Genomic DNA, 26,938 nt, shown 5'->3' with positions numbered 1-26,938 from the left:
TGGATTTATTTCAAAAGAGAACAACAAGTTATGAGACATTCCGTACTACTCATTGACGACGATACTGAAATGTCTGTCATGCTGACAGAATTATTTAAACGTGAATCTGTGGACCTAAGTGTTGCTGAAGATGGTGTGACCGGCCTTGATAAAGCGCTTAATGGCGATTATGAGTTAATTTTGCTGGACGTTATGTTGCCGGGTATTGACGGCATGCAACTGTTACAACGGTTACGTCAGCAACACCGGGATACCGCTGTGCTTATGCTGACAGCCCGGGGCGACGATGACGACCGCGTTATGGGTCTGGAACTGGGCGCCGATGATTACCTTCCCAAGCCTTTTAACCCGCGGGAACTGATTGCCCGGGTAAGAGCTTTACTGCGCCGTACCCCTAATACCACCATGCAAAACGAAAGTTTAACCGTGTGCGGTATTGTATTGGATCCGGCGACAACCGATGTAAAGTGCGATGATGCTGAACTGATACTGACACCAACCGAGTTCGATATTTTGCGTTGTTTAATGCAGCAAGCGGGTCAAATGGTCAGTAAAGATCAACTGTCAGTTGCAGCACTGGGACGTAAAATGGAGCCTTTTGATCGCAGCTTAGACGTTCACATTAGTAACATCCGCAAGAAGTTTCCGACTAAACCTGACCGTATTCAAACCATACGTGGTCGTGGCTACAGACTGATTGCAAGTTTATGAAGCAGCGGCGTACGCGATGGTATCGATCGCTTACCCTAAGATTACTTTTTATTTTCTGGGCGTTGTTGTTGGTCACAGCGGCCAGCGGCTATTTACTGGCGGTGTGGAATAAACCAAAAGCAGAGTTAAAGCCGCTGGAGCCGGAAATTTATCAAATATTGCAGCCATTATTGAGCGATGCAACAACCTTCCTGTCGTTGCAGCCCGGCCGGCTAATTGCCGGTAACTACCGCGTTGCGGCGCAGTTATCTGTTCAAGGCAACGAAAAGCTACTAATGGATGAGATGCTACGCGTCAGTCATGGTTCCACCTTGCTTCGTATGCTGAGTCAGAAGTCCCCCCAACAAATTCCTCTTGATGAACGTTTATTAATGGGCCCGTTTGAACTGGATGGGAATAAAATACTGGTCACTAAACCCTTAGGCATTGAAGAGCAAGTTGACCGTGAACAGCGGGAAAGAGAATCAACACATGCGCGTATACTGACTTTGCTGGTCGGCAGCGGATTACTTGCCGTGCTGTTGGGTATATGGCTAATTCGACCTATACGCAGGATGACTCTGGCCATGCGGGAAGTGGCTGAGGGCAGCGCGACACCTGAACTAAAACGCTTACCTAAGCGCGGTGATGAAATTGGTGAGCTGGCACGGGCTTTAGCGCAGGGAGCCTTTGACTTAGCGACGTCCCGTGATGCCCAGCGACGTTTATTAAGCGATGTGTCGCATGAGTTACGTTCACCTATGGCCCGTATGCAGGTTGCATTAGATTTAAGCGACTGCAGCGAAGATGACCCCAACTGGCAGCAATTACGGCGGGACACTGAACGTCTCAGCGTGATTATTGAACGTATTTTGTCGTTGTCACGGTTGGAAAATGGTTTAGTTGAACTGAATCATGAAAGTTTAGACAGTGGTGAGCTCGTGCAGCAGCTTATCGGTGATATGTGCTACCAGGAACCTGCAGTCAGCGAACGGCTGGTGCAAGAAGGCAGTAACTGGCCTGTTATTGATACCGATGCGGAATTGCTCAGGCTGGTATTGGAGAATATTGTTCGTAACGCACTACATTACACCGATGGTGACGTTGAATTGTCATATGATGACTATGGTGATAAGTGTCAAATTTACATTCGGGACCATGGTCCCGGCGTTGATGAAAGCACCCTGGATACACTTTTTGTGCCATTTTACCGTGGCGACCCGGCGCGTCACCATAAAGCAGGTGTTGGTCTGGGGCTGGCTTTGAGCCATCGCACCGCCGCTGTTTTAGGGGGTGAGTTAAAAGCCAGTAATCATTCTGAAGGGGGGCTGGAAGTCGTGTTAGACTTACCCAAAAGTCAGCCTGAGCAGACAGAATGAAGCAACCAGACAAACAACAGCGACCTGCCGATGACACCCCTGAGTGGCAGACGTTTTTCAAAACCCAGGTAAAACTCTTCTGGGAACAGCATGTTATTTCTGAGTATTTCACCGCATTCGATGGCATTCAGCTGCACTATGCCTACTATCAGCATAGCGCTGAAGCACCGCTGGTCGTTATTGCTCCGGGCCGGATTGAATCCGCGCTTAAATATGAGGAATTGTTCTTGGAACTGGCGCAACAGGGTTTTTCTGTTGCTGCACTGGACCATCGCGGCCAGGGGTTATCCGCACGCTTAACGCAAAACCCTCATCAGGGACACGTAGAAAATTTTAACGATTTTGTCAGAGATTTTGCGGACTTTAGCGACCAGTTAACGAGGTTATTGGGCACCGTACCCAAAACTCTGTTTTCTCATTCTATGGGTGGCACTATAGCGACTATTTACTGCGCTACTTACCAACACCCTTACCGTAAACTGATACTTTCCGCGCCGATGTTTTCGATTGAGACGGGGGCGGTACCTTATTGGCTGGCGCGAGGGGTTGTGGCAGTGGGAGCCTGGCTTAACCGCTATGTAGCAAAGCCCTGGTATTTTTTCGGTATGGGTGACTATCAGGCTGTTCCCTTTTCAGACAATGTTCTGACCCACAGCCAACAACGTTATCAAGCCTTTCGTAGCGCATACGATAATATGACCGAGATGCAATTAGGAGGCCCTACCTTCAACTGGTTGTATGAGGCCGTTAGTGCGGCAATGAAAGCGCAGAAGCTGGCTAATGACATCAGCATTCCGGTTCTCCTGTTTCAGGCGGGTAACGATAAAGTCGTGTCTGCTTCCGGGCAGAAAAAAGTGCTCGAAATGGTAACCCGGGATGACTTTAAATACGAAAAAATTGAGGGTGCTTATCACGAGCTGATGATGGAAGCGGATAAGTTTCGTCAGCCGGTGCTGGATGCCATTATTCAGGAAACTCGTGAACTGGCTAACGTTTAAGTGACCCCTCAACTACCGCGACTATTTCAGGATCCATGTGAACAATAATGTCCGCTCCCGGAAAAGCCTTCATAAGCTGAGCCTCAACATCGTCGGCAATGGCGTGAGCGCGTAATAAGGATAACTCGTTAGCCAGTTCAATGTGTAATTGAATAAACCGCACCGGGCCCGCTTCTCTCGTACGCAGACCATGAAAACCTCTGACACCTTCCACTGCCATAGTGAGATTACCAATTTGCTCTTGTAGCTCTTCTGATAACTCGCGATCCATGAGTGCCTGAAAAGCACTCCAGCCAATACGAATAGCACCGATGATAAGATATACCGCAATGCCCATAGCAAAAATGCTGTCAGCCCAAAGCCAACCGTAGCTGCTGAGAACCAAGGCAACAATAACGGCTAAATTCAGTAAAATGTCAGATTGATAATGAAGGTTGTCGGCCTGAACAGCCTGCGAGTTGGTGCGTCGTATTGCCATGCGCTGAATAACAATCAACACAAAGGTAATGACAATAGCAATGGCGGAAACAGCAATACCATAACCCACTTTAGGTACGCTGCCACCTTGTATAAACTGTTGTACGCTGTGAAAAATGAGCAACATGCTGGAACCGGAAATAAAAGCGCTTTGCGCTAAAGCAGCCAGTGATTCTGCTTTGCCATGTCCAAACCGATGTTCTTCGTCGGCTGGTTGTAAGGCATAACGAATAGCAAAAAAGCTGAATATGGAAGCACCGCTGTCTAATATTGAATCCGTTAAAGAGGCAAGCATACTGGCCGATTCAGTCTGGAACCAGGCAAACAGCTTAATGCTGATAAGGATCACAGCTACGACAACCGATGCCATACTGGCCAGCCTCACCCAAAAAGCATAATTTTGTTGATAGTTTTTCTGGTTTACCACAGCACCGATACACATTTATAAAATATATTCTGCTATTCTACCGCTTTTACTGAAACGATGAAAACGGCCATGTTGCACCTCGTATTGTTTGAACCCGAAATTCCCCCTAATACCGGTAACGTTATTCGTCTGGCGGCTAACACCGGAATGTCTCTGCATTTAATCGAACCGCTGGGGTTTGAGCTGGATGAAAAAAAAGTGCGCCGTGCGGGCCTCGATTACCACGATTTAGCGTCAGTGAAAATCCATAAAAACTGGCAGAGCTTTCTGGATAACACGGAAGTTAATCGTATTTTTGCGTGCACAACCAAAGGTCAAACCAGGTATTCAGAAGTGAGCTATCAACAAGGGGACGTGCTGCTGTTTGGCCCTGAGACTCGGGGTTTACCTATGGCGGTGCTGGAAACTTTTCCAAAAGACAATTGGTTGAGACTTCCCATGGCAGATCGCAGTCGTAGCCTGAACTTATCAAACTCGGTCGCTATTTTTGCTTATGAAGCCTGGCGGCAGAACGACTTTAAAGGGGCGTTTTAACCATTGTATTGTCAAACAGATGCCGTAACACGTGGCCTCGGCTGTTGTCCGGAAAAGCCATGAACAAAGGCTGAGGGTCTGAAAGTTTCTTTTTCTTATAAGGCTGCTCGGTCCAGTCCGGTAGATTCGCTTTATAATCGATAACCGCACTAACTCTGCCCATATCTAAGAGCGCAAAGCAGTCCAGTGAGTCCGATGTGCGGTAGAAAGGCCGTTCGGAATTAACCAGAGTTTGCATAAAACGCGGACCGGATATACAGATAGGCCCCTCATGATCCGGTTCAAGACTGAACAGGAAAATACTGTCATCGTAAGCAATATGGTATTTCGACAAAATAATATTCTCTATTTTTTGATCGGACCTTATGCCGATTAAAGCGTCCGCTCTACCTTCTTGCAGTAACTGAATACTGCGTTGCCAACTGCTGACCACGGTATTGAGTTGTTCGGTAAACGCTGGAAAAACGGATTTAGCCACGTTCCACAGCGTGCCGGTACCGTCTGCATTGAGTAAGCCGGGGTGTATGGCTCCGACCACGGTCAGTTGTTCAGGTGGGGCAATCGGCTCTATCGGTGTTTCCGGTTTAATGCCATGGTGTACCCGCAACTGTTGCATACGGCCACTTTCGTGCATTCCCTGCAAGTGATAAGTCAGTTGAGGAATAAGTCGTGCATGTTCCTCGTTGAGATAATGAAATCCTACTTCAGTTGATAGTTTATGGGTAATCAAATGGGGATTATCACTGAGTTCAGAGCTTTTGAACTGGAAGTCGGTCATGAATGCGAACTGAACTCTTCCTGAAGCCAGTAATTTTAAGACTTGTTCGAGATCAATAGGCGTTACAACGGATGGTTCTTGAGGAAGTTCAGTAACGGCTTTGGTAATAGAGTCCATGCCATCGACATAAGCCAGGCTCTCTATTTTCGACAGGTTGCAGAAACCACAGTCGCGTCGGTCAGCAATGGCAATAATATCGAAGGTAAACAGGGGGAACGGAACGCGGCGGAGATCTCGACGCTTTTCTTCCAGCAGTGCGGTGCGGCCTAATTCGCCAGCTATGGTTCCTTCGGTCGCTAATTGTTCACCTCGTACCCGGGGCAGTTCGATGTACTCAAGCTTAATACCCAATTTAGCATAAGCTTCTTCAAGCACCGCTGTTACGTATTGTGTAAAAGGACCTTCATCGGGCGCTCGAAAAACGAGCTTCTGTTGTAAGACAGCCTGGCTGGTTATTGGCATTAAACCGAACAGCAGTAGTAAGGCGCAAAGGCGCAACGATGACTTCATAACAAAAGCGGGATCTTAATTTGCGAAACAAAAGCTAGTATAGCAGTGTTATAATAGCTATCACGAGCCCTAAAAGTTTTTTATTTTCATAGTGTTATCTATATTAACAGTGGTGCTACTAGTGGTTATTACATACGTTAATACAGTGAGGTTTTTAGGTTTACCGACAATAAATACGTTAATCTATTGTCTGATATTTAACAGCCGCGTCGTTAAAGCTCTAGCGTTGTGGCTTCTCGGTTCTAAGAATTGAAATAATTTAGCGGTAAAAGCCGTCGGTAACTAGGGGTTCTATTTATGGTTAAGTCGTTGTTTTCATTGATCTCATTGGCGGTGATGTCATCCGTGCTTTCAGCGCCGTCTAACGCTGCCGCTGAGGATACTTACCGGCATTTATTGCTGGCGGGCGGCGGATTAAAGGTCTGCTCAAGTTTCGCATCCGATAATTGTGATGATGTTGACTGGATAGATAAAGACACCATGCGTACCGACCGGTATTTGAATTTGTCGAAAAAGTTTCGTTCCAGGGCAACAGCTGAATCTGTCTGGCCGACTTATCGCGAGGAAACGCGTAAAAAAGTCGCTGATGCGCTGGAGTTAATTCATGACCGCTTAAAAGAAGACATTGTACCGGAGCGAGTATTCTTGCGTGAATTTACTCGTCGTGCCACGCAAAAGCTCTACAACTCGCTGTCAGATGCAGAGTGGAACCGGATTATCGACATCATTGAGCTTCCCGTTCCGGATGCTGCTCGCGAAGTCGCTAATCTGGATGAAAACCTGAACGACGAATCTAAGGTGATTTTCAAGCGTTTCGTTGAAATGGCTCAATCGGTTGCTGATAATAAGCAAAAACCGACAATTTACTTCCTGACCTCAGCATCGCGTAACCCTTACGATGCTATCGACTTTTACAACAGTGTTTTTGAGCAGTTAGGTGCCGAAGCACATTGGCTGCCGCTGGATTCGGCATTGGTTAAAGCACAGCGTGAAGGTCGCTGTGATGAACTGGCGAAAGTGCAGCAAGAAGAGCGGGGTACCTACGAGCGTGATCGGGTTCACAGAGAGCGTTATCAGCAGCAAGTGGCATTTTGCAAAGATTCCGATGCAGCCGCAGAAATGATAGCCGATGCCGATGGACTATTTTTTAACGGCGGTGACCAGAACTTAACCCGTTCAACCTTTGTGAAAGCGAACAATGAACCCAGCGATGTGCTCAAAACTATTATTGCAGCGGTTCAGCAAAAAGAAGTGGTTGTTGGCGGAACCAGCGCGGGTACTGCGGTGATGACCTCTAAGCCTATGATTTCTAATGGTACTACCGCGCAGGCTATAAAAGAAGGGGCTCTGGCTTCTGATCCGCCGCCGTTTGGTTGTGACCTGGATACTACTTGTCCGCCTAATGTTGAACCGGATAGCCTGACTTACCATCCGTTAGGTGGACTCAGCCTGTTTCATTACGCCACTTTGGATACACATTTTTCTGAACGTGGACGGCAGGGGCGCTTAATGCGCCTGGCGGCGTCCAGTTCAACGCCGTTGTCTATTGGTATTGATGAAAATACGGCAATGGAAGTGAACCTTGAAAGTGGCGCATTTAACGTTATTGGTGAGCGTGGCGCGTTCTTTTTAGAAGATGCACAGGGAACCGAGAGTGCTGTAGCCGGCACCTTCCATTATCTGGTTGCAGGCGCTTCAGGTGTTATTTCGCCTTACGGGTTACAAACGGCGGAATTTGCGGAAGGCGATGACGTAGTACAAACCGAACCGACAACAAATTTCCTGACTGATCGTGGCTTTATCGATTCCATGCGGATTCTTTGCGGTGAGCGTCAGCAAGTCAACTTGCTGAATAAGGATTATCGGTTAATTGCTCAGCGCGGCGAGTCCAGCCGAGTGCAGTCTTCAGGCGGAGAATGTCAGATTATAAATGGCAGTATTGGTATTGCCTGGCAACCACAGGAAAAGCTGTAATTTGGTAGGGAAAGCGGAGAAACGAGCGCTGAGGCTACAAGGCGTCTTTTGGAGGACGCCCGTGAATACATCCATGTAGGGCTTGGGCAGCGCCATCCATGGCGCTGCACACCTCCATAAGACGCCTCGCAACCGTCGGCGCGCTCTTATTCTCCGCTACCTACAAGATGGTATCCACGCTCGCTAAATTGAATTAAGCGACACCAAATGTGGCGCGGTAAGCTTCAACTTTGGGCAGATACTCTTTGAAGGTATCGTCATCTTTCAAGAAGTTGATGACATCGTTCAAGCTGACAATACTCACTACCTGAGCGCCAAAATCGCGTTCGACTTCCTGAATAGCGGATAACTCACCCTGACCTTTCTCCTGACGGTCTAGCGCAATCAGCACGCCGGACAGTTCTGCGCCGTTTGCCTTGACGATATCCATGGCTTCGCGAATAGCGGTGCCGGCGGTTATCACGTCGTCGACCAGCATGACTTTGCCCTTTAATGCAGAGCCTACTAAATTACCGCCTTCACCATGGTCTTTCTTTTCTTTACGGTTAAAGCAGTATGGTGTGTCCTGATTGTGCTGATCGTACAAAGCAACAGCGGTAGCGGTGGCAATAGGAATGCCTTTGTAAGCGGGACCAAACAGCACGTCGAAATGAATACCGGAGTCAACCAGCGCGGCGGCGTAAAAACGGCCTAAACGGGCAAGGTCAGAGCCTTTATTAAACAACCCGGCATTAAAAAAGTACGGGCTGGTGCGGCCGGATTTTAAGGTAAATTCACCAAACTTTAATACGCCACGCTCTATGGCAAACTCAATAAACTCTTTTTGATACGCTTTCATTACTGGAGGGTTCCTCGCTTACTGTTTTAACTAAACTTACGCTAGCGCTTGCTTCTGAATATCAATTAACTCACGAATACTGTGACGCGCCATATCGACCAGGCTGTTCATTTCTTCCAGACTGAAGGCTTCGCCTTCGGCAGTGCCCTGTATTTCGATGAACTTGCCGGCTTCGGTCATAACAATGTTCATGTCAGTGTCAGCCTTTGAGTCTTCAACGTATTCCAAATCGCTGACCGGTTCACCGTCTAAAATACCGACTGAAATGGCTGCGACCATTTCTTTTAGTGGGTTCACTTTAACCATGCCTTTACCGCGCATCCAGTTCAGGGCGTCAACTAATGCCACACATGCACCTGTAATTGAGGCTGTGCGGGTGCCGCCGTCGGCCTGAATGACGTCACAGTCGATAGTAATGGTGTGTTCACCTAATGCGCTCATATCAATGCAGGTACGCAATGAGCGGCCAATTAGGCGCTGAATTTCTAAGGTACGACCGCCTTGCTTGCCGCGAGACGCTTCACGAGCAGAACGGGTGTGTGTAGCGCGGGGTAACATGCTGTATTCAGCGGTGACCCAACCCTGGCCTTTACCTTTTAAAAAGCGCGGAACGCCGCGTTCTACTGACGCATTACAAAGCACTTTCGTTTCGCCAAACTCAATTAACACTGAGCCTTCGGCGTGTTTGGTGAAATTACGGGTAATGGTTACCGGTCGAATTTGTTGTGCCGTACGGCCACTTGGACGCATGTCATCTCCTTACTGAGTGAATGTCGCAATGTATAAATTGAGCGTAATTGTAGCAGAATTGCACAATGAATGGATCGCGATTCGCGCGCTAACGTATTACACTAAACCCAATAGCAAAATATGGACGGGAGGCAGTATGTCGCGTTCAGATGATGAAGAGTTTGAGTTGTTTCGTCAGGAAATGACGGACGTTACACCATTAGCCGGTGAAGACGTTGCTGATATTAAGCAGGCATTTGAGCCGACGCTGGCACAAAAAGAGCGTCGCCGTGTTGCTGAAGCGGAGGAAGAAGAAAATGCGAACTTCCTGTCCACAGAATATGTGGATTTGGTTGAGCCTAACGATGTTATTGAGTTTCAACGTGACGGGGTTCAGGCTGGTGTATTTAAGCGCCTGAAGCAGGGTCGCTATACTATGGAAGCTAGTCTGAATTTGCATCAGCATAGCCTGGTAGAGGCGCGCACGGCTTTGTTTAATTTTGTGCAAGACTGTCATAGTGCCGGAGTACGCACCGCTTTAATTATTCATGGTATGGGCAAGCACTCAAAGCCGCACCCTGCGTTAATTAAAAGCTATGTGAATAAATGGCTGCGGGAGCTGGCGCCGGTACTGGCGTTTCACAGCGCGCAAAGACCTCATGGTGGTCGTGGGGCAGTTTATATCATGATGAAGAAGAACGCAGAACAGAAACAAAAGAACCGTGAAAAGCACGCCAAGCGGTAACTGAGAAACGATTCGTTGAAAGGAACTGACATGATTCAAAGTATGACTGGCTATGCACGTTACGAACAAAAAGCCGACTGGGGCACCGCCGTTTGGGAAATTCGCTCAGTTAACCAGCGTTATCTGGAAACCTATTTCCGTTTGCCGGAAACCTTCCGCTCGCTGGAAAACTCATTACGTGAGCAGTTTCGTAAAAAGCTGCAACGCGGCAAAGTGGAATGCAAACTGAGCCTGCAGGTAGACGAAGCCCAGCAAAGCGCCTTGTCGATTAACGAAGATCTCGCAAAAAGCGTGATTGCCAGCGCCAAATGGGTGAGCCAGCATTCGGCCGCCGGTCAGTTAAATCCTATTGATGTTCTAAAATGGCCCGGCGTGGTTGCCGCGCAGGACGAGGACATGGATAAGCTGCAAAAAGACGTTCTGGCCGCATTAGAGCAGACCACCAGCGACTTTATTGAAAACCGCAAAAGCGAAGGCGCCGCCATTGATAAAATGTTGCAGGAGCGCCTGGACGGTGTAAGTACGCAAGTCGCTTTTGTACGTGAACGCATGCCAGACGTTATGAAGTGGCAACGTGAGCGCTTACTGACCCGATTTGAAGAAGCGAAAGTAGAGCTTGACCCACAACGCGTAGAGCAGGAAATGGTCATGCTGGCACAAAAAACCGACGTAGCCGAAGAGCTTGACCGTCTCGACGCCCACGTAGAAGAAGCCCGCAAAATACTAAAAAAAGGCGGCCCCTGCGGACGTCGCCTGGACTTTATGATGCAGGAGTTCAACCGCGAAGCGAATACTCTGGCCTCTAAGTCAATTAACGCTGATATCACCTCAGCGTCGGTGGAGCTAAAGGTTTTGATAGAGCAGATGAGGGAGCAGATCCAAAACATCGAGTAAATTTCTCTACCCTATCTGATATTTTCCTGATGCTTCCAAAGTCCTTTTAAATAAAGGACTTTGTTGTTTCTGGAGCTTCCTGGTTTTCCTATACGTTGCAAAATTCTGGGGAGTGCTGCGGTGAGTTTGAAACAGTTGTGCAAAACCAGAATGGTGAGTACCTTTCTACCCATAGACTGAATAAAGGTACACACCATGGCAGCGCTTACCGCAACAAAAGTTGCTTCACTGGATCGTTCAAAGCAAAACGGTAAATACGCCGATGGACTAGGGCTTTACTTTGTCGTGCCGAAGAAAGGCCATTCTTACTGGTCCTATCGTTACACCGTCCACGGCAAGCGTCGTGAAATGACGTTGGGTAAGTACCCGTTTATGGGGCTTGCAGATGCGCGTGGCGAATTGATGCTGAAGAAGCGCGAACTGATGAGTGGATTAGACCCTTTGGTTGCGCGCAAAAAGGAAGCCTGGTCGGGGATTGAAACCATGAACCACCTGTTCGAGGACTGGTTTACGAATGACATTCAGCCAAGATTGAAACACCCGAACATTCCTGCTCGGTTGTATCGAAAAGAAATAAAGCCGGTTATGGGTGATATGCGTATTGAGCAGGTGAATGCACGTGACGTGCGCGAAGTGTTGCAGCGAATTAAGTTAAGCGGTCGACCGAGTATCGCCAATGATGTGTTGATGTATATGAAGCAGCTTTTCCGCCATGCGGTGAAGTTGGATTTGACGCTAAATAACCCCGCAGCTGCATTTGGTACAAATGATGCGGGCGGTGTGGAGAAATCACGCGACAGAGCGTTATCGCTCGATGAAGTCAAAGGTGCGACCGCGATTTTCCGAAAGCATATGGATCGCTTCGGTATGGATAATTACCTTTCTGTTTGCTTATATCTGGTGCTTGGAGTGCGTAAGGGAGCTTGCTGAGGCCCCTTGGTCTGAATTTGACCTCGTTAAGGCTGAATGGGAAATTCCAGACCACCGTGTGAAAAAGGGTAAAGGTATTATCATACCGCTACCAACTCAGGCCGTTGAATGGTTGCACATGCTTAAAGCACGTTCTTTCGGTTCAGAGTATGTACTGCCTGCACGGAGAGGTTCAACGAAGCCATATATCGGTTCCGATACAATAAACCGCGCCATCAATAAAATGTTCGGCATTGAGCAGGGCCGCAAGAAACCCGGACCGAATTACATGGGTGATATCGCGCATTTTACCGTACACGATCTGCGTCGCACGTTTCGTAGCCAAGTATCTGCTTTAGGTTTCAGTGGTGCCGTTGGCGAACGGGCTATAAATCATAGCCTGAAAGGCGTAGAAGGTATTTATGACCGGTATGACTACTATGATGAGCGGTAGCAGGCGCATCAGAAGGTTGCGGATGTGATTGAGCCGCTGGTTTGGATTGGTTTTTAATTGTCTCAGGCGATTCTGGTCAATAGTAAACGCAAAGGTTAAAGTAAGTTCATTAGCGAGATTCCCTCGGAAGGAAGTCAATCAATGAAATTTGAAGAATTTACAAGTGGTGAGAAAAAGCAGCAATACCAATACAAAAGCTTTTCACCGGTCACTGTAAACCGGGAATGGACTTGGGAAGATCCCGTAATTAACACTTTGCTCGAACGAGCGTCGCGTGCATTGGCAGAGCTAGATGCCTTTACGCTTATTGTGCCTGATGTGGATCTTTTCATTCAGATGCATATTACAAAGGAAGCTAATAACTCATCGCGTATTGAAGGCACTCAAACTCAAATTGACGAAGCAGTATTGGATGCCGAACAGATATCGCCAGAAAAAAGAGATGACTGGGGCGAGGTACGCAATTATGTTCAGGCCATTAATGAGGCGATAACAGAGCTTGAGCAAACTCCATTATCTAACCGGCTTTTGAAGCATACCCATGCTATTTTGATGCAAGGAGTTCGAGGTGAAAACAAATCACCGGGTGAGTTTAGAACAAGCCAAAACTGGATTGGTGGTAGCGGTTTAACCGACGCAGCATTTATACCGCCGCATCAAAGCGAGGTAGTCGACTTGATGAGCGATCTTGAAATGTTCTGGCACAATGAAAATGTCAATGTGCCTGAGCTGATTCGAATTGCTTTGAGCCACTACCAGTTTGAGACGATTCACCCGTTTTTAGATGGTAACGGACGTATTGGACGGCTTTTAATTACTCTTTACCTGGTGAATAAGGGATTACTAAGAAAACCATCACTATATCTCTCAGAGTTTTTTGAGCGAAACAGGGGCAGTTACTACGATGCGTTGACACGCGTTAGGGTGTCCAGCGATATCATCCATTGGGTAAAGTTTTTTCTCTCCGCAGTTATTGAGACAGCCAATAGAAGTAAAAAAACGTTTGAAAATATTCTTGTACTCAGGCAAGAGCTCGATGCACTGATGTTTACGTATGGTCGACGTGCGGAAAATGCTCAGACGATCATCAGACAACTCTATCGTAAGCCAGCGATTACAGTGAATGAAGCAGCCAAGATCTTGGGATTAACTCACACCGCAGCAAATGAGCTTTTGAGAAAAATGGTTGCCGATAGTGTTCTTGAAGAAATTACAGGTTATCAAAGAAACCGTGTATTTATGTTCACACGATATCTTCGTTTGTTTGCTGATCACGTTAGTGATGATCGTTAAGTAGCCTTATGATTTTCATAAAATCGCGTGAGAATGGTAATTTCCTTTGATGTGGTGTGTTCTATGCGTGATTTACTTCCATAACTTTGTATACAGGTAATATATCAAAGTTTGAGACGCTCAATCTTGCATAAGAAGTGTCTTAAGGAGTTTTAAAGGTCTGGGAGCATGATTTAGAGAAGACTTTAGAGCGCTAAGAAACTTGCACACAAATATTTATATGCAAGTTTAGGTAGCTTTAATTTGCATATGGATTTTTTAATGCAAGTTTTAAAGACCAAAAATTTTATAAGCTTACCCGCAAAGCCTTCGACAAAACATTGCATATTAGCAACTTGAGCGTAAAATATAACGCAACATAGCCGCCACGCTTAGTGCTCGAGAGGGTAACGCGAAACCTTGGCGGTTTTTCTTTTATAGACTTACCATTAAACGCAATGAAACTCAGATTCAGTATCTCAAATCAACTCACCAAGCTATGTAAGCTGGACTTGCCCCGGTTTACTGATGTGAACGGCGAAAATCCCGGCGTACAGCCAGTGGTAACAAATAGCGTGCCGGGTAATCGTTGTGGGCTCAATCCCCACTGACTCTACAAAGTGAACGAACATCAGATCAGCAAAGCTGCTGTATATGACCCAACTTAAATCGCTATTACAATGCAGGGCTTTAAGAAGTGGGGTTAGTTTTGCTCTGGGGTGATTGATTTTTTTAGTGAGTAATAGTTCTATAGCATCCTTTATATCCGCACCTTGATGAACCAGTTTATTTCGAATCTCGATGAAGACTCTGCAGTTGTTTGAGATACACCCAAAACCTTACTTACTTTGTCTTTTTGCAAAGTTCTATCATCGAGTAGAGCTTCGAGAGCAACGAAACCATTTAAAAGTCGATCATCGATAGTGCCGCTGTTTCCCACCATTTCAATCAAAAACCGTAAATATGTTCGAGATTCAGGATTTTTCTGAACGAAGGCCTTTATATTTATGAGTGAATGACTAGCGTTTGAATTTAGCGCACTGTAACTAACAGTTGAGTGGTCTATGAGGTTGATAGTGGCTTTGTTAGCACTCAATTCAGCTACAAAACTAACTTTCTGTCGAAGATAAAGCTCAATAGTTAATCTAAGTGCTTCCTGATGTTCTAGAGAAATTGGCATAGCGGAGTCGACAACGATAATTCCCGCTAGAGATGGATGTGATTGACCATACGAATGAACTTTTATGTTCTGATTATCGAGCGATAGACTCGTCTGGAAACGTTGATTGCTTTGAGCTGCCCCAATAAACATCAATTGATAGTTCTGAATGGGTTCAGAGGGTGTAAAGTCGAACGTTAAACTCGATTCGCTTAAATTGAGGTAACTAGTTTCAAAAGTTAGCGTATGTTGCTTTCCCGGCTGCCGTGCAAGCTGAGTAATTAATAGCGGTCCATCGTCGTTGAATGAAGATTGATAGTTTAAATGCACATTGGCTAAGTGCTGAGCAGACAATGTTCCCGCCGCGCTTTCGATTTTAACATTTTTCAATGCAGGACTCTGCGCACTATGAGCCAAGTGATATAAGCGAACGAGTTGACCCGCATCAACCGGTGAGCAATGAATACGTGTTCGTGTAGGGATGGTGAAACATATTGTTCAGTAAATCTTGGCGATAGATCTTGGGTAATTGTTGTCGCATGCGGTGTTTTACGTCTGTCATCAACACCTTCATTTCTGAAATTAAGGCTATTGTGTTTTTAGCGGTATCAATGATGCCGTCCAGTATGTAGAGAAGCCAAGACTCCCAGGTTCCGGTTTCTCGACCTGTCCGGCCGTTACCATCGTAAAACGGATGAATACTTTCGAACTGGTGGTGGACAATCGCCATTTTTACCAGTGGATCTGCGTCGCAGAGTTCTTCGTCGTTAATGTACTGAACAAGATTGTCCATTAACGATGAAATTTCATCGGCTTTTTGTGGTGGCGTGTAGACGACTTCGCCAGTATTAACGTTTTTTAATTCGGTCCCGGGTAAACGTCGCAGGCCTGCATTGTTGTGCTCAAGATGCTGTTGCACGACCAGAATATCATGTAGCCGAATAGTTTTTGTCTTGTGTATCGTTGCGAAAGCTTGTTTTAACGCAATAGCGTAGTCTTGAACTTCTTTAGTGGCAGGGTTAACGAGTGCGTCCTCGAAAAGGTTCGCTTTATAGAGTTCATCGTGAGTGGTTACAATATTTTCGACTTCAGAGCTGTCATATAGATATTAGCCTTTTCTATGTATTCGATTCGATATATGTATAAAAAATCGTGAATATTATATTAAAAACTATTTATGTATAGAAAAGTTTATTTTTTATACATAATTTAGACTAGTTTCAGCGGCGATGCTGTTTCTGCCCACGGCCTTAAGAAAAAAGGCACCCTATCAGAATAAGCTTTTGTGACTTCAAAATAACGAATTACCTTGCAGGTATTTTGGTATGGGGCGCATAAAAAAATCAAAGATTGTCAATCTTGGATAGTAGCGAAGGCAATAGGTGCTGACAAACTGACTATTACCTGCTATAACATATAAACAGATACATTAAATCACTGCATGAAAGCCTGCAATAAGCTGCTGTTTTCCATGAATAATTGTTTTTTAACAATGCATTAAGTTTAATTTAATCCCTGCATTTCTTATGCGGTTTTTAGGTTTTCACTGCTTTTTCACCAATTAACGAGAGCAATGTAGTCCATGTCTGAGCTTGCTGATAACATAATTTCATCATTGAAATCTGGGCCGATGTCGGCGGCTGAACTTGCTCGTGGTTTGCGGGTTGATGCAACAACGGTTACACGGCAGATGAGTCGCTTGGGTTCACAAGTTATTAAAGCAGGCAAGGGGCGTGCTACGAGCTGGCTATTAAGGCGTAATTTACCCCTGCTGCCGAAGCAAACTGTGCTGCCAATTTATCGTATTAATGGTGAGGGGCAGGCGGAGAAAATGGCGCTGCTAAATATCGTGTATCCCGATGATAGTTATTTGGTGGAGTATTTTCGGGCGGATGACGCCAGCGGTGAAGTGGTCTCGGAGTGGAAGTTTTATGATTCCTTGCCATGGTGGTTGTCCGATATGAGACCACAAGGGTTTTTGGGGCGTTCTTTTGCTCAACAGCTAAGAAATCAAGGCGAGCCACTTGATTCTGACCCTAATAAATGGTCGGAAGATACGGTACTTGCTGTGCTGGCGAAGTTTCCGCAAGATCATGTTGGCAACCTCATAGTGGGCGATGCGGCTTACACCCGGTGGTTGGAAACTCCTCAAGAAGCAGTGATTAGCGAGGAGCAGGCCGGCATTAAGGCCGAAGCTATTGCGCGTGGTGAGCATTTCGATTCATCGGCTAAAGGTGAACAGCCTAAATTCACTGCAACGCTTGGTGAGGGGGAATGTATCGTTAAGTTCTCTGGCCGGGTGACGCAAACTGAGGTTGATTCAGTGGCGAATCGTTGGGCGGATTTACTCCACGCAGAAGCGCTTGCTGCTGAGGCATTGAATACTGTGATTCCCGAAGAGGCTGCCCATAACCGAAGTTTTAATGTTGATGGACGAACGTTGCTTGCTTCAATGCGGTTTGACCGAACCCAGAGGGGTGGGCGAGTGGGTGTCATATCGTTTGCGAGTTTGGATTTAGAATTTGTGGGGAAAGCTAATGGGCATTGGCCTGAAATTGCAGATGCCTTATATCAGGAAGGTGTTATTACTGAAAAGGCAGTGACGCGTTGCAAGGTTGCCCGGGCTTTCGGCCAACTTATCGCAAATTCCGACATGCATTTAGGTAACGTCTCCGCACTTAATATTGGGGGGCGACCTTATGAGTTGGCTCCGGTTTATGACATGCTGCCGATGCATTATTCACCAACTAGCGCGGGTGACTTGCCATCGGAAACTTTCAATATACGTGTTCACCCGAATGTTCCACAAATATGTTGGCAAACAGCTTATGTTGCGGCACATGAGTTTTGGGAAAGCGTGCTGGAAAGTACCGTTATTAGTCGTCATTTTAAAAGTTTGGCAAGCCAGCAGCTGCAAGTAGTTAAGGACTATGAAGCTACGATAGCAAAGATGGCTTAGGGTGCCTTCAAAAAAATAATAAGGGCTGGCCAAACATGGTATGGCAGCAACAGCAGTTGGTACCGCCAATCACTTTGCTATGATTTAAATAGCGTCAGGGTAATGCTCTTTCAGTAACTCATTGACAACAGGCAGGTTTTGTCCGAGTTTCTTTAGCCCAAGCAGACGAGTTTTGCTGAACCTGGCATCTTTGGGCACAAGACGCATGATATAGGCCGAGCGTTTGCCCTGGTGTACATCCTCTGACTTGTGGAAAAAGGCGTTACAAAAAAGAAGCGCATCGCCGGCGTCGACTGAAGGCGTAACCTTGGTTCGCTCTAAGTAGTCATACTCTTGCTGAGTTATTTGAAACGGCATGTGTTCGGGCACTGATGAGTCGACGACGCGCACCAGAGAGTGCAATTGGTTTGCTTCCCGAATGAGAGATAATCGAACGGCTCCCTCCTCCATGACAATGGATAGCTGTCCGGAGCCTTCCTCTTTGACCGGCGTTAAAGGAATCCAAACTGTCAGCATGTCTTCCGGATGCTCCATAAAGCCGATAGAGTCAAAGTCGGTGTGGAAGGGGAACCCTTGGTCATCGGGTGTCTTCTCCAGGTAAAGATCGGTCAAAATACGGTAATTGGGTAAGAGCTCCTCAATGGTCTCGATGATGCTTAACTCTTGGTCGCGGAACACCATAGGCCCATAGATAGCCTTCTGGTAAATATCGGCGTACCACGTCTTCCCGTTTGGCATCGCATCCAGCTTGGTGGCCAATGCCGCTTGTGTTTCTTTGCTTAGCACGTTGTGTAACACCTCACCATGATGCGGAGAAATGTTCTTCAGAAAATCGGGACGATTGTGCACATGAACTCCTTACTGGATGACTGAGGAGAATAAATAACAACAAACATAGTTTAGCAATTAGGAAAATACTTGGCTAAAATTTAGCTGAGCAACAACTAGACCCTACCAACATAAAGCATCGTAATAAGTACGCTTTCAACGTACTTTCGGTCATGGTGTGATAGATTGATCCGTCGCAATGTGTGCCTTGAAAAGAACACCTCTATTTAGGGAGATTCCAATGCGAAAAACGGACAAGAAGCTAGAGCGTGAAATTATCCGCGAACTCACTCAGGTTTGCGAAACGGCCAAGTTTGAGCATGAAGGCTTTAGTTGGCTGACCCACGAGGTGGATTACCAGCGCTTTCCACAAAGCTTAAAGGTAACGCTGGTTTTTAATGAACAGGTGAGTGAAAACGTTATGCGGTCAGAGTTCAAAAGCCTGATTCCAGAAGTGCAGTCTGCGCTTAGACCAATAATTGGTGCTATGCTACCGGTTGAACAAATTGAAGCTCGCTGTGAACATAGGCTTCAGTAAACCGTGTCTGCAAAAAGTCTGGTGGTTTATGAGCTTGCCGATAACGTTATCCGACGAGTTTATTACTCGCCTGCAGATTAGCGCGTTTAGCGCAGCTCTGGCTTCTGCTATCGCTCTTGCGTTGACATCTAACCCCGTAACCGTTATCAAGTTAACAAAACAACAGGAGACAAGTAATGTTTGAATATAAGAAAATTGCACTGGCAGTTTCGCTAGTACTAATGACAACGGCGTGCTCTGACGCATCCAAAGAAGAAGCAACCAAAACCACTGCTGAGGCTCAAAACGCAACCGCACAAAATGGTACCCAGCATACGGCGCAAACCGAATCGGAAAAGGCCAATAAACTGTTTGAAGACATTTTTATGGAAAATGTCATGCGCAGCCCAATGTACCAGTCTTATCTCGGTATTAAGGAAGATCAGGACAAATGGGATGATATTTCTGAAGCCGCTGCTCAGGAAGAACTTGAGCTGCAAAAAAAGCAGCTTGACCGCGTAAAGGCACTTGATGAGTCAGAGCTTAATAAGCAGACCAAAATAAGCTTTATGCTGATGAAGCAGAAGCTGGAAAATGATATTGCTGATTTTAAATGGCGTCATCATAACTACCCGGTCAATCAAATGTTTGGCATGCATTCGAGCGTGGCATCGCTACTGATTAACCAGCATGGTATTAGCAGTGTAGATGATGCGGAAGACTACATTTCACGTCTCAACGGCCTGCCGGGATTATTCGATCAGTTGGCAGAAAACTTAGAACTGCGCGCCGAAAAAGGCATTATCGCACCTAAATTCGTTTACCCATACGTAATAAGCGACAGCGAAAATATCATTACTGGGGCACCATTTGATGACGGCGAAGCCAGCGCTTTATGGGCGGACTTTTCAAAGAAAGTCGATGAATTAGATGTTGACGATAGTCAGCGCGATGAGCTGTTAAATTCAGCTAAGAAAGCCTTGCTGGAGTCAGTACAACCGGCTTATGAAAACTTAATTACCGCCGTAGAGGGTATTGCTGAGCAGGCCACTACTAAAGACGGTGCGTGGAAACTTCCGAACGGCAAAAAATTCTATAATAATGCATTAAAACGTACCACCACGACCGACCTGACTGCTGATGAAATTCACCAGATTGGCTTAGATGAGGTCGATCGTATTCATGAAGAAATGCGCGGCATTATGAAAGAAGTTGAATTTGATGGCACGCTGCAAGAATTCTTTGTACACATGCGCAACAGTGAAGAGTTTATTTACCCGAGCACCGAAGAAGGCCGCAAGCGCTATTTAGATGAAGCGACTGCCTACATCGACAATATGCGCGGGCGTCTGGATGAGTTGTTCATTAACAAACCCGAAGCGGGCTTAATTGTAAAAGCAGTAGAACCTTTCCGTGAGAAATCGGCCGGTAAAGCCTTCTATCAGCAGCCATCAATGGACGGCACGCGTCCGGGTACCTACTACGCCAACCTGTATGATATGTCCTCAATGCCAACCTACCAGATGGAGGCATTGGCTTATCACGAAGGTATTCCCGGGCATCACATGCAAATTGCTATTCAGCAAGAACTGGAAGGTATTCCTAAGTTCAGACGTTTCGGGCGTTACACCGCTTACAGCGAGGGCTGGGGACTTTACACCGAGAAACTGCCAAAAGAGATTGGTCTTTACGAAGACCCGTACTCTGACTTCGGTCGCTTAGCTATGGAACTGTGGCGTGCGGTCCGCCTGGTGGTTGATACCGGTATTCATGACAAAAAATGGACGCGCGAAGAAGGTATTGATTTTTATGTCAACAATACGCCAAACGCGAAAGCCGACGCTGTGAAGATGGTTGAGCGACACGTTGTTATGCCAAGTCAGGCGACTGCCTACAAAATTGGCATGATGAAGATTCTGGAGTTACGTGAAAAAGCGAAGACAGAACTTGGCGATGCTTTTGATATTCGTGAATTCCACGATGTTGTCTTAGGCAGTGGCCCGGTACCGCTTAATATTCTGGAGCAATTCGTTAACGACTATATTAAAGAGACGAAAAACTCTTAACGGCGAGTCGGCAAGAACGACAAGATCAGTGAAATATTCAGCGCATCACCTTTTAACAAGGTGGTGCGTTTTTATAGAAACCATTCATTCAGTCCTCTCTATAGAAGTTCCAATCTCTGCAAAACCGCGCTAGCATAAGAAAAAAGCAGAAAAAGCGATTTATGAAATATTGGCGTAAATATCACCCTACTATTGGTATTGCGACCGCATCAGGTAAGAATGAAAGTCCTAGTGCGGAGCTGCTCTTGCAAGCGGCTGATAAAAATCTTTATCAGGCCAAAGCGGATGGCAGGAATACGGTTGTGACTAGCTGTGACGACCTTGCTTTCGGCACCGCTCAGAGCAGTATTTAACCTCTTCCCAGCAATTTTTCCATTTTTTACGCCAGGTAAACGGGCGTTGGCAAACTGCGCACACTTTACTTGGCAAGTGGGGTTTTTGATGCGCCAATTGAAATACTCCTATCTGAAGTAATGCAGAGCGTTTTAACTGCGCGACAACGTCTTAATTAAATGCCAGCCAAATTGAGTTTTTACCGGACCATGTACTTCCAGCGTGGGTTTACCGAACACCACTTTGTCAAAAGCAGGAACCATTTGTCCGCGGCCAAATTCGCCTAAATCACCACCCTTCTTGCCTGAGGGGCAAACTGAGTGCTTACGGGCTAAATCGGCAAATTTAGCGCCTTCTGCCAGTTTTTGTTTTAGCTTCCCGGCTTCATCTTTGGTTTTTACCAGAATATGTACTGCGTGTGCTTTTGCCATTCTTACCTCCGTTGGCTTGTCGACCTTATTCATGGATTTTGGTCGCGGTCCAGTTAACGGCTTGCCAGAGACCATCGCGCTCAATTAAAACACCGGTATTGTAATAGTATTGAGTGACTTTTCCCTCTTCTTCTGCGGTGAGCGTGAAATTAAATACCACAGTGTCGCCGAACGGTTTTACTTCGATATCTTCTGCCCCGTACCAAACGTTAACCTCTCCAGGATCTTTCGGTCCAGCACCGTCTAACTCTGACATCAGATACGCTTTGCCGAAGCGATTTCCGCTGGAGCTGGTGTAAGTTAAGTCTTCTGCCCAGAAACGCTCATGAGCTTCAGGGTCATTAATGCTGGCGCCATACAAGAAATCTTCAACCGCCTTAGTTGTCGCTTCTTCAACGCTTTCTTGCGCAAAGGCGGAGGTGCTGAATAACAGAATAAAAGCCAGTATTAGGTAGCGCATATCATCATTCCTTTAAGTTGGTCGATTGTTTTAAGTATGCTGTAAGCATATGGCAAGCTTTCATGCACAGCAAACAGGTTTACAATGCTTATCAAACAAACGGAACTTCAACTAAAAGCGCAGCCGCATGGCTTTCACTTGACCTAAAGCGACTAATAAGAAAGGTAAGACGTGCTGGTGTTGTCTCATGGGCATGACGTTACTCCAGTTAATGAACTAACACGACGTTGAGGTTTATTTTGTGATAATTTATTTTCAAAACCTATTGTCAGAAAAAAGCGATGTTAAAAAAAGCGGTAATAGACGAGTTGAAAATTGCGTTATTCTCGAGGTCAAGGGTTTGGCAGAGCGTTTGTAGTAGCTCTACTGGAACAGGCCTGGGTTCAGGAGCACCTACAATTTATTACGTTAAATGTGTACCCCGAAAACGCACCCGCCAGAGGGCTTTATCGAAGCCTGGGTTTTCACGAAGTCGGTGAAAATCAGGGGATGGTCGCCATGCGGTTAGAGAAAAAATAATGCAACGAACTTTGCTTTGTACTTGGTATAAACGAGCCGTTATCGGCTGCCATTAAACCCATTCATACGGACTTCCCATGACAGATAATGAGTTGCATCGGCGTCGCTTAATTTCAGCAACACAGTCGGAAGAATCTATTGCAAAAATAGAGGGGCAAGGCTCGTTTAAGCTGGCATTTGCCGATAATGAATTCTTACTGCAAGACAATTTGCGAGCGGTACGCTTGCAACTGGAGTATCTAAAGCCTGAGCTGACCCTGGAAAAGCACCAGATAGACGCCACAATTGTCGTGTTTGGAAGTGCTCGGTTTTTATCCCCTGAGCAGGCTCAGCACGACCTTAGTATTGCGGAACAAGCTTTAGCAGCAGAGCCGAATAACGACAGCTTAAAAGACAAGCTAAAAAACGCTCAGCGGGCATTGAAAAATAGCGCTTACTATCAGCAGGCTATGGACTTTTCGCGTATAGCGACGGAGCATAATCTTCGGCATCATGAGGAGAACCTGATGATTGTCAGTGGTGGTGGTCCGGGCATTATGGAAGCCGCTAACCGCGGAGCTATGGAGGCCGGTGGTAAGAGTATCGGGCTTAATATTGTCTTACCTCGCGAGCAAAAACCGAACCCTTACATAACGCCGGAATACTGCTTTCAGTTTCATTATTTTGCTATCCGCAAAATGCATTTTTTACAACGTGCCCGTGCGTTAGTTGCCTTTCCCGGTGGTTTTGGCACGCTCGATGAGTTGTTTGAAACCTTAACTCTGGTACAAACCAAAAAGTCAGAGCCGGTACCCATTGTGCTGGTTGGCTCTGAGTTTTGGAGCAGACTGATAGACTTTGACTTGCTGGTAGAAGAGGGCACGATTGCCGAGCAGGACTTAGCTTTGTTCCAAATATTGGATACCGCTGAAGAAGCCTGGCAGGCTATTTGCCATTATTATGACTTAAAAAATGGGAGCAAGACTTAACTTGCTCCCAACATGGAGTTAAACCATAGGCTTTGTGCTTTTACCGCTCTCACCGGTGCGGCGCCACAAGCTGGTGATACGCGCTGAGCGAACGATAAGCCAGGTCATGGCGAACAATCCGACACCTAAGCCAAGCGCTAACCAACGGTTATAAATAGTGGCCGAATAAACGCCGCCGTTACCAACAGGAACGACTTCGGGGGGCATTAACGGCAGCCCGTGGCGCTCGGCCATGGTTTTAATACCAATGAAATGAATGCCCGGAATATCTTCCTGTAAGAAATAACCCATTACGGTATCCACAGCAAAAGCGCGTGAAGGGGCGTCTTCCTGTAAGCCTGACTTGAACAGGTCATCAATACCCGGAGGACCGACAATGGTCGCGCCACCGCCCGCGTTGACGAACGCTTTGTACTGACGATCGGCCGAATACTCACGGAAGATGGCAATACGATCAGCAACCGCTTCTTGATAGTTGGCTGGCTCAATTAAGTTAATGCCAGCATTCTCAATACTATTACGTATTGAATTAATACCGTCTTCAGGGATACCAATGCCACGGTCTTCAATACCGCCGATAGACGCATAAACCGGCTTTAAAGAGAGCACTCCGGCGTTGCGAAGCTCGCGCTCCATATCCAGCCACAGGAAATTGGGTACGTTAGCCCCCCATTGTGACGATGATGCGGATGCAATAATTACGGCTTCGGCTTCCATTGCCTCAATGGCAGAGTAAACGGCAAGGTTCAGGGCAGGGAAAGAGCCTGATACGGTAACGGCAACTAAATCTCCCTGTTTTACGCCGGCGTCTGCCATCAGTTTAACGGCTACAGCGGCCCAGTTGGGATTAACGGTGGTTTGTTTTGATTCGCGTCCGCCATGATTGGTCGTAACAATACTGTTTTCTAAACCAACGAAACCAGAGCGTTGCGGATCAAATTCAGGGTTAATGGGGGCTATTTGCGCTCGCAGTGGCTTTAGAACCTGCATGCCTTCGCGCATAATTTTTGCAGCGTTAACCATGGTTGCGTAGTTGTCATCTACTACCGGGTCACGTTGTTTTACGTTTTCCGCGGCAACCATAACAATGACCGACAGCACGATGAGAAAAATTAACCCCCAGGTTGGTACGCCCGAAGAACGCCAGTAAATCTTTGTGAAACTACTCATAATTGGTCCTCCTGTTACCAGCCCGGCATCTGAAAGGCTTGGCTTGCTTCGTACATTTGTAATGATTCCGGCATAATCACAATAAGTGCCAGTCGAACCAATACGGCGGTTACCGCGAGTCCACATAAGGTTTGTAGAACGCCTTGCCGGTCAAACCAAATAGCAATAAGCCCGGGAATAATATAACCAATGATGCTGCTTTCCATAATTGACATCATAAAGCTGGATTCCAGCGTGGCGATTTGAGCCTGAGCATCATCGCCGCCTGCAATCATTTGCAAATCTACCCAATTAACGAGGTTGCCAAGGAAAAAATCCATCAAGCCGGCAATGAGATACCCGGTAAGAATCATAATAATAGTTTGGCGACGGCCATAGATAATAGCGAAGCTGGCAATAATTCTGACAATGAGATAGGTGATTAGCGCAGCAACAAGCGTGATAGCCAAGCTTAAAGGGTCAGTCAGCTGTAATGCAACATAACCAGGGACAACCAAGCCGCCAGCGGCCAAGCCCAAGGTTTGAGTCAGTAATAAGGTAAAAAATAAGCCGACCCCAATGGCAACGGCCAGAATGTTTAATGCAATCATAGATCTTCCTCCTTGATTGCCCGGTTCTGGAAGAAGCGAGCGACTTCTTCGCCACCGCCATGAATATTGCACATGCCAACAACTAATGCGCTGCTGCCGGACTCTTCTAAAATTGTTTCGGTTATTTCGGTCATATGAGCATTTTCCATGACTAATAATTTTTCTGGGTCCATGCCATATTTCACGGCATTACGGACAAAGATAAAGGTGCCGGAGCCCATCAGCAGATACTTGTCAGCCTGGCTCCAGTTGACGGCGTCTTCGGCCATTTGCTGAGAACGATGAGGGCGGTCGGCGCGGCAGTTAATCAAGACGATTTTGCGGCGGCCTTGGCCATATTTCTCCAGCATGTTTTCCCAGATACGACCGGTAGATTCAGGGTCGTTGGCAGCAAAAGCGTTAACAAACACAATTTCGCGTTTGAAATAATTAACATGAAGAACCTGCATAGCACCGGCCTCGGGTTCTAGTGCAACCATGCCGTCTAAGGCTTTTTCCCGGTTTACGCCAAGGTGTTCGCAAACATTGAGTGCCAGTGCCACATTCTCCGCATGCTCTGCATAGCGGAAACGCTTCATGGTTTCTTCAGTGATACCATTCACTTCGTCTTCTGTTACGCCATGCAACTGGCTTTTACGGTCTTTGCAGGAGTGTTTAAATACATCGAGTAAGTCGCGTTCGGCGGTGAATAAGTCGCCTTTAATGGGGGTGCTGCCTGCCAAAGCTAAGGCTACGTCGTTTTCTCCCGGACCCATAACATCTAAATGGTCCGCGCGAGCGTTGGTAATGACACCAACTGTTGAACGCACCATGCGTAATTCGCTGAGCGACTGGTACTGGGGCTGCAGTGCCATACATTCTATAACCACAATTTCAGGTTTTAATGCAGCCATTCTTTTTAGGGTACGCATTTGTTCAATAATATTGGCACCGCTAATGCGGTAAATAGGAAATTCCCGGCCTTCGGGGTCGGTAATAGCGGCTGCTGAGCCGGTTGTTTTGGCGCAGATTCGTTTCCCGCCACTACGCAATCCGGCAGCGATTAACCGGGTAACGCTGGTTTTTCCGCGGGTACCATTAACATGAACCCGAACCGGAATTTTCCGAACCAACGCCCAGTGCCGAACGGCCTCGAAAAAGCCGGCAATGACAAGAACAACCCATAGTGCAGCGACAATGGTCAGCATATTGGGTATTTCCACAGTCCCTCCTCCTGAAGAAAGTTGCTTAAAACAGGACTATAGTTACAGGGAACGCCTGGCGCTATTGTTTTTAGAGATCTTTACAAACGGACAATAAGAAAAGCCTAAAACACCGCAACTTGACGATA

General features: G+C 46.6%; 29 protein-coding genes and 1 pseudogene. 16 read left to right on the top strand and 14 right to left on the bottom strand.

The window, feature by feature from the left end; all coding sequences use genetic code 11:
• Positions 1–30: 30 nt before the first annotated feature.
• The 3 genes from L8G48_RS09280 to L8G48_RS09270 are packed head-to-tail and all read left to right on the top strand — an operon-like array spanning position 31 to position 3,067.
• Positions 31–711: a response regulator transcription factor gene (locus tag L8G48_RS09280; RefSeq protein WP_248264330.1), complete on the top strand. Its 681-nt coding sequence runs from the start codon at positions 31–33 to the stop codon at positions 709–711.
• Positions 708–2,069: a sensor histidine kinase gene (locus tag L8G48_RS09275; RefSeq protein WP_248264329.1), complete on the top strand. Its 1,362-nt coding sequence runs from the start codon at positions 708–710 to the stop codon at positions 2,067–2,069. The genes L8G48_RS09280 and L8G48_RS09275 overlap by 4 nt, the downstream gene beginning before the upstream one ends.
• Positions 2,066–3,067, top strand: coding sequence for an alpha/beta hydrolase (locus tag L8G48_RS09270; protein WP_248264328.1), 1,002 nt, complete (start codon positions 2,066–2,068; stop codon positions 3,065–3,067). The genes L8G48_RS09275 and L8G48_RS09270 overlap by 4 nt, the downstream gene beginning before the upstream one ends.
• Here the strand turns inward: L8G48_RS09270 and fieF are convergent.
• Positions 3,057–3,986, bottom strand: coding sequence for a cation efflux pump FieF (fieF, locus tag L8G48_RS09265; RefSeq protein WP_248264327.1), 930 nt, complete (start codon positions 3,984–3,986; stop codon positions 3,057–3,059). The genes L8G48_RS09270 and fieF overlap by 11 nt on opposite strands.
• Before the next feature lie 54 nt (positions 3,987–4,040).
• Between fieF and trmL the strand changes: the two genes are divergently transcribed.
• On the top strand, positions 4,041–4,505 hold the full coding sequence (trmL, locus tag L8G48_RS09260) for a tRNA (uridine(34)/cytosine(34)/5-carboxymethylaminomethyluridine(34)-2'-O)-methyltransferase TrmL (protein ID WP_248264326.1): 465 nt from the start codon (positions 4,041–4,043) through the stop codon (positions 4,503–4,505).
• Here the strand turns inward: trmL and L8G48_RS09255 are convergent.
• Positions 4,489–5,793 carry a transporter substrate-binding domain-containing protein gene (locus tag L8G48_RS09255; RefSeq protein WP_248264325.1) on the bottom strand — a complete coding sequence of 435 codons (1,305 nt, stop codon included), beginning with the start codon at positions 5,791–5,793 and terminating at the stop codon, positions 4,489–4,491. The two genes, trmL and L8G48_RS09255, sit on opposite strands and share 17 nt — an antisense overlap.
• A gap of 297 nt (positions 5,794–6,090) precedes the next feature.
• On the opposite strand from L8G48_RS09255, the gene L8G48_RS09250 reads away from it, so the two are divergent.
• Positions 6,091–7,767, top strand: a complete 1,677-nt coding sequence (locus tag L8G48_RS09250; RefSeq protein ID WP_248264324.1) for a cyanophycinase — start codon at positions 6,091–6,093, stop codon at positions 7,765–7,767.
• Positions 7,768–7,960: 193 nt separating this feature from the next.
• On the opposite strand, the gene pyrE is transcribed toward L8G48_RS09250, so the two are convergent.
• Positions 7,961–8,605 carry an orotate phosphoribosyltransferase gene (pyrE, locus tag L8G48_RS09245; protein WP_248264323.1) on the bottom strand — a complete coding sequence of 215 codons (645 nt, stop codon included), beginning with the start codon at positions 8,603–8,605 and terminating at the stop codon, positions 7,961–7,963.
• 36 nt (positions 8,606–8,641) lie between these two features.
• Entirely contained in the window at positions 8,642–9,355 is a 714-nt protein-coding gene (gene rph / locus L8G48_RS09240) for a ribonuclease PH (RefSeq protein WP_248264322.1), read from the bottom strand.
• Between the two features lie 136 nt (positions 9,356–9,491).
• Here rph and smrA point away from each other — a divergent pair, with 136 nt between their 5' ends.
• The 5 genes from smrA (at position 9,492) to L8G48_RS09220 (ending at position 13,629) form a co-directional block, all read left to right on the top strand.
• Positions 9,492–10,079, top strand: a complete 588-nt coding sequence (smrA, locus tag L8G48_RS09235) for a DNA endonuclease SmrA (protein WP_248264321.1) — start codon at positions 9,492–9,494, stop codon at positions 10,077–10,079.
• A 30-nt stretch (positions 10,080–10,109) separates the two neighbouring features.
• Complete coding sequence (locus tag L8G48_RS09230; protein ID WP_248264320.1) at positions 10,110–10,973, top strand: YicC/YloC family endoribonuclease; 864 nt, start codon at positions 10,110–10,112, stop codon at positions 10,971–10,973.
• Positions 10,974–11,168: 195 nt separating this feature from the next.
• A complete protein-coding gene (locus L8G48_RS13630) occupies positions 11,169–11,903 on the top strand; it encodes a tyrosine-type recombinase/integrase (protein ID WP_443986720.1) in 735 nt (244 codons plus the stop codon).
• Positions 11,788–12,336 carry a tyrosine-type recombinase/integrase gene (locus tag L8G48_RS13625; RefSeq protein ID WP_443986719.1) on the top strand — a complete coding sequence of 183 codons (549 nt, stop codon included), beginning with the start codon at positions 11,788–11,790 and terminating at the stop codon, positions 12,334–12,336. The genes L8G48_RS13630 and L8G48_RS13625 overlap by 116 nt, the downstream gene beginning before the upstream one ends.
• Positions 12,337–12,477: 141 nt before the next feature.
• A complete protein-coding gene (locus L8G48_RS09220; protein ID WP_248264319.1) occupies positions 12,478–13,629 on the top strand; it encodes a Fic family protein in 1,152 nt (383 codons plus the stop codon).
• Between the two features lie 739 nt (positions 13,630–14,368).
• On the opposite strand, the gene L8G48_RS09215 is transcribed toward L8G48_RS09220, so the two are convergent.
• From L8G48_RS09215 to L8G48_RS13530, 3 genes and pseudogenes are all read right to left on the bottom strand, one after another.
• Positions 14,369–15,157 (bottom strand): hypothetical protein, encoded by a 789-nt coding sequence (locus tag L8G48_RS09215; RefSeq protein WP_248264318.1) that lies wholly within the window; start codon positions 15,155–15,157, stop codon positions 14,369–14,371.
• A gap of 55 nt (positions 15,158–15,212) precedes the next feature.
• Complete coding sequence (locus tag L8G48_RS13535; RefSeq protein WP_348983653.1) at positions 15,213–15,329, bottom strand: hypothetical protein; 117 nt, start codon at positions 15,327–15,329, stop codon at positions 15,213–15,215.
• Between the two features lie 108 nt (positions 15,330–15,437).
• A pseudogene (locus tag L8G48_RS13530) lies at positions 15,438–15,854 on the bottom strand (Fic family protein); the annotation flags it as partial.
• Between the two features lie 495 nt (positions 15,855–16,349).
• Here L8G48_RS13530 and yjjJ point away from each other — a divergent pair.
• Positions 16,350–17,726, top strand: a complete 1,377-nt coding sequence (yjjJ, locus tag L8G48_RS09200) for a type II toxin-antitoxin system HipA family toxin YjjJ (protein ID WP_248264316.1) — start codon at positions 16,350–16,352, stop codon at positions 17,724–17,726.
• Between the two features lie 84 nt (positions 17,727–17,810).
• Here yjjJ and L8G48_RS09195 read toward each other — a convergent pair whose 3' ends face one another.
• The gene (locus tag L8G48_RS09195) at positions 17,811–18,575 is read right to left on the bottom strand and encodes a phytanoyl-CoA dioxygenase family protein (RefSeq protein WP_248264315.1); all 765 of its coding nucleotides are present in this window, start codon (positions 18,573–18,575) and stop codon (positions 17,811–17,813) included.
• Positions 18,576–18,795: 220 nt separating this feature from the next.
• Here L8G48_RS09195 and L8G48_RS09190 point away from each other — a divergent pair, with 220 nt between their 5' ends.
• The 3 genes from L8G48_RS09190 (at position 18,796) to L8G48_RS09180 (ending at position 21,490) form a co-directional block, all read left to right on the top strand.
• The gene (locus tag L8G48_RS09190) at positions 18,796–19,092 is read left to right on the top strand and encodes a hypothetical protein (RefSeq protein WP_248264314.1); all 297 of its coding nucleotides are present in this window, start codon (positions 18,796–18,798) and stop codon (positions 19,090–19,092) included.
• A 176-nt stretch (positions 19,093–19,268) separates the two neighbouring features.
• Positions 19,269–21,137: a DUF885 domain-containing protein gene (locus L8G48_RS09185; protein WP_248264313.1), complete on the top strand. Its 1,869-nt coding sequence runs from the start codon at positions 19,269–19,271 to the stop codon at positions 21,135–21,137.
• Between the two features lie 116 nt (positions 21,138–21,253).
• Positions 21,254–21,490 (top strand): diguanylate cyclase domain-containing protein, encoded by a 237-nt coding sequence (locus L8G48_RS09180; RefSeq protein ID WP_282444825.1) that lies wholly within the window; start codon positions 21,254–21,256, stop codon positions 21,488–21,490.
• On the opposite strand, the gene L8G48_RS09175 is transcribed toward L8G48_RS09180, so the two are convergent.
• The 3 genes from L8G48_RS09175 to L8G48_RS09165 are packed head-to-tail and all read right to left on the bottom strand — an operon-like array spanning position 21,444 to position 22,361.
• Positions 21,444–21,587, bottom strand: coding sequence for a DUF2256 domain-containing protein (locus L8G48_RS09175; protein ID WP_248264311.1), 144 nt, complete (start codon positions 21,585–21,587; stop codon positions 21,444–21,446). The genes L8G48_RS09180 and L8G48_RS09175 overlap by 47 nt on opposite strands.
• Before the next feature lie 35 nt (positions 21,588–21,622).
• Positions 21,623–21,901 carry a peptidylprolyl isomerase gene (locus L8G48_RS09170; protein ID WP_248264310.1) on the bottom strand — a complete coding sequence of 93 codons (279 nt, stop codon included), beginning with the start codon at positions 21,899–21,901 and terminating at the stop codon, positions 21,623–21,625.
• A gap of 25 nt (positions 21,902–21,926) precedes the next feature.
• Complete coding sequence (locus tag L8G48_RS09165; protein WP_248264309.1) at positions 21,927–22,361, bottom strand: nuclear transport factor 2 family protein; 435 nt, start codon at positions 22,359–22,361, stop codon at positions 21,927–21,929.
• 315 nt (positions 22,362–22,676) lie between these two features.
• On the opposite strand from L8G48_RS09165, the gene L8G48_RS09160 reads away from it, so the two are divergent.
• Both L8G48_RS09160 and L8G48_RS09155 read left to right on the top strand, forming a co-directional pair.
• The gene (locus tag L8G48_RS09160) at positions 22,677–22,880 is read left to right on the top strand and encodes a GNAT family N-acetyltransferase (RefSeq protein WP_248264308.1); all 204 of its coding nucleotides are present in this window, start codon (positions 22,677–22,679) and stop codon (positions 22,878–22,880) included.
• A gap of 77 nt (positions 22,881–22,957) precedes the next feature.
• Positions 22,958–23,848 carry an LOG family protein gene (locus L8G48_RS09155; RefSeq protein ID WP_248264307.1) on the top strand — a complete coding sequence of 297 codons (891 nt, stop codon included), beginning with the start codon at positions 22,958–22,960 and terminating at the stop codon, positions 23,846–23,848.
• Positions 23,849–23,866: 18 nt separating this feature from the next.
• On the opposite strand, the gene pgsW is transcribed toward L8G48_RS09155, so the two are convergent.
• The 3 genes from pgsW to pgsB are packed head-to-tail and all read right to left on the bottom strand — an operon-like array spanning position 23,867 to position 26,810.
• Complete coding sequence (pgsW, locus tag L8G48_RS09150; RefSeq protein ID WP_248264306.1) at positions 23,867–25,018, bottom strand: poly-gamma-glutamate system protein; 1,152 nt, start codon at positions 25,016–25,018, stop codon at positions 23,867–23,869.
• Between the two features lie 14 nt (positions 25,019–25,032).
• The gene (gene pgsC / locus L8G48_RS09145; RefSeq protein ID WP_248264305.1) at positions 25,033–25,608 is read right to left on the bottom strand and encodes a poly-gamma-glutamate biosynthesis protein PgsC; all 576 of its coding nucleotides are present in this window, start codon (positions 25,606–25,608) and stop codon (positions 25,033–25,035) included.
• Positions 25,605–26,810 (bottom strand): poly-gamma-glutamate synthase PgsB, encoded by a 1,206-nt coding sequence (gene pgsB / locus L8G48_RS09140; protein ID WP_248264304.1) that lies wholly within the window; start codon positions 26,808–26,810, stop codon positions 25,605–25,607. Before pgsB ends, pgsC begins: the two co-directional genes overlap by 4 nt.
• Positions 26,811–26,938 lie beyond the last annotated feature (128 nt).

The organism is Idiomarina aminovorans, assembly GCF_023155095.1.
GTDB classification, from domain to species: Bacteria; Pseudomonadota; Gammaproteobacteria; order Enterobacterales; family Alteromonadaceae; genus Idiomarina; species Idiomarina aminovorans.
This window is presented reverse-complemented; position numbering and strand designations above follow the sequence as displayed.

Coding starts and splice junctions, on each gene's coding strand:
- L8G48_RS09255 (WP_248264325.1), bottom strand. CDS start 5,793: ATGAAGTCATCGTTGCGCCTTTGCGCCTTACTACTGCTGTTCGGTTTA.
- L8G48_RS09250 (WP_248264324.1), top strand. CDS start 6,091: ATGGTTAAGTCGTTGTTTTCATTGATCTCATTGGCGGTGATGTCATCC.
- L8G48_RS13535 (WP_348983653.1), bottom strand. CDS start 15,329: ATGACAGACGTAAAACACCGCATGCGACAACAATTACCCAAGATCTAT.
- L8G48_RS09230 (WP_248264320.1), top strand. CDS start 10,110: ATGATTCAAAGTATGACTGGCTATGCACGTTACGAACAAAAAGCCGAC.
- fieF (WP_248264327.1), bottom strand. CDS start 3,986: ATGTGTATCGGTGCTGTGGTAAACCAGAAAAACTATCAACAAAATTAT.
- L8G48_RS09275 (WP_248264329.1), top strand. CDS start 708: ATGAAGCAGCGGCGTACGCGATGGTATCGATCGCTTACCCTAAGATTA.
- smrA (WP_248264321.1), top strand. CDS start 9,492: ATGTCGCGTTCAGATGATGAAGAGTTTGAGTTGTTTCGTCAGGAAATG.
- L8G48_RS13625 (WP_443986719.1), top strand. CDS start 11,788: ATGAAGTCAAAGGTGCGACCGCGATTTTCCGAAAGCATATGGATCGCT.
- L8G48_RS09165 (WP_248264309.1), bottom strand. CDS start 22,361: ATGCGCTACCTAATACTGGCTTTTATTCTGTTATTCAGCACCTCCGCC.
- rph (WP_248264322.1), bottom strand. CDS start 9,355: ATGCGTCCAAGTGGCCGTACGGCACAACAAATTCGACCGGTAACCATT.
- pgsC (WP_248264305.1), bottom strand. CDS start 25,608: ATGATTGCATTAAACATTCTGGCCGTTGCCATTGGGGTCGGCTTATTT.
- L8G48_RS09280 (WP_248264330.1), top strand. CDS start 31: ATGAGACATTCCGTACTACTCATTGACGACGATACTGAAATGTCTGTC.
- L8G48_RS13630 (WP_443986720.1), top strand. CDS start 11,169: ATGGCAGCGCTTACCGCAACAAAAGTTGCTTCACTGGATCGTTCAAAG.
- trmL (WP_248264326.1), top strand. CDS start 4,041: ATGTTGCACCTCGTATTGTTTGAACCCGAAATTCCCCCTAATACCGGT.
- L8G48_RS09155 (WP_248264307.1), top strand. CDS start 22,958: ATGACAGATAATGAGTTGCATCGGCGTCGCTTAATTTCAGCAACACAG.
- L8G48_RS09270 (WP_248264328.1), top strand. CDS start 2,066: ATGAAGCAACCAGACAAACAACAGCGACCTGCCGATGACACCCCTGAG.
- L8G48_RS09170 (WP_248264310.1), bottom strand. CDS start 21,901: ATGGCAAAAGCACACGCAGTACATATTCTGGTAAAAACCAAAGATGAA.
- L8G48_RS09190 (WP_248264314.1), top strand. CDS start 18,796: ATGCGAAAAACGGACAAGAAGCTAGAGCGTGAAATTATCCGCGAACTC.
- yjjJ (WP_248264316.1), top strand. CDS start 16,350: ATGTCTGAGCTTGCTGATAACATAATTTCATCATTGAAATCTGGGCCG.
- L8G48_RS09220 (WP_248264319.1), top strand. CDS start 12,478: ATGAAATTTGAAGAATTTACAAGTGGTGAGAAAAAGCAGCAATACCAA.
- L8G48_RS09185 (WP_248264313.1), top strand. CDS start 19,269: ATGTTTGAATATAAGAAAATTGCACTGGCAGTTTCGCTAGTACTAATG.
- pyrE (WP_248264323.1), bottom strand. CDS start 8,605: ATGAAAGCGTATCAAAAAGAGTTTATTGAGTTTGCCATAGAGCGTGGC.
- pgsW (WP_248264306.1), bottom strand. CDS start 25,018: ATGAGTAGTTTCACAAAGATTTACTGGCGTTCTTCGGGCGTACCAACC.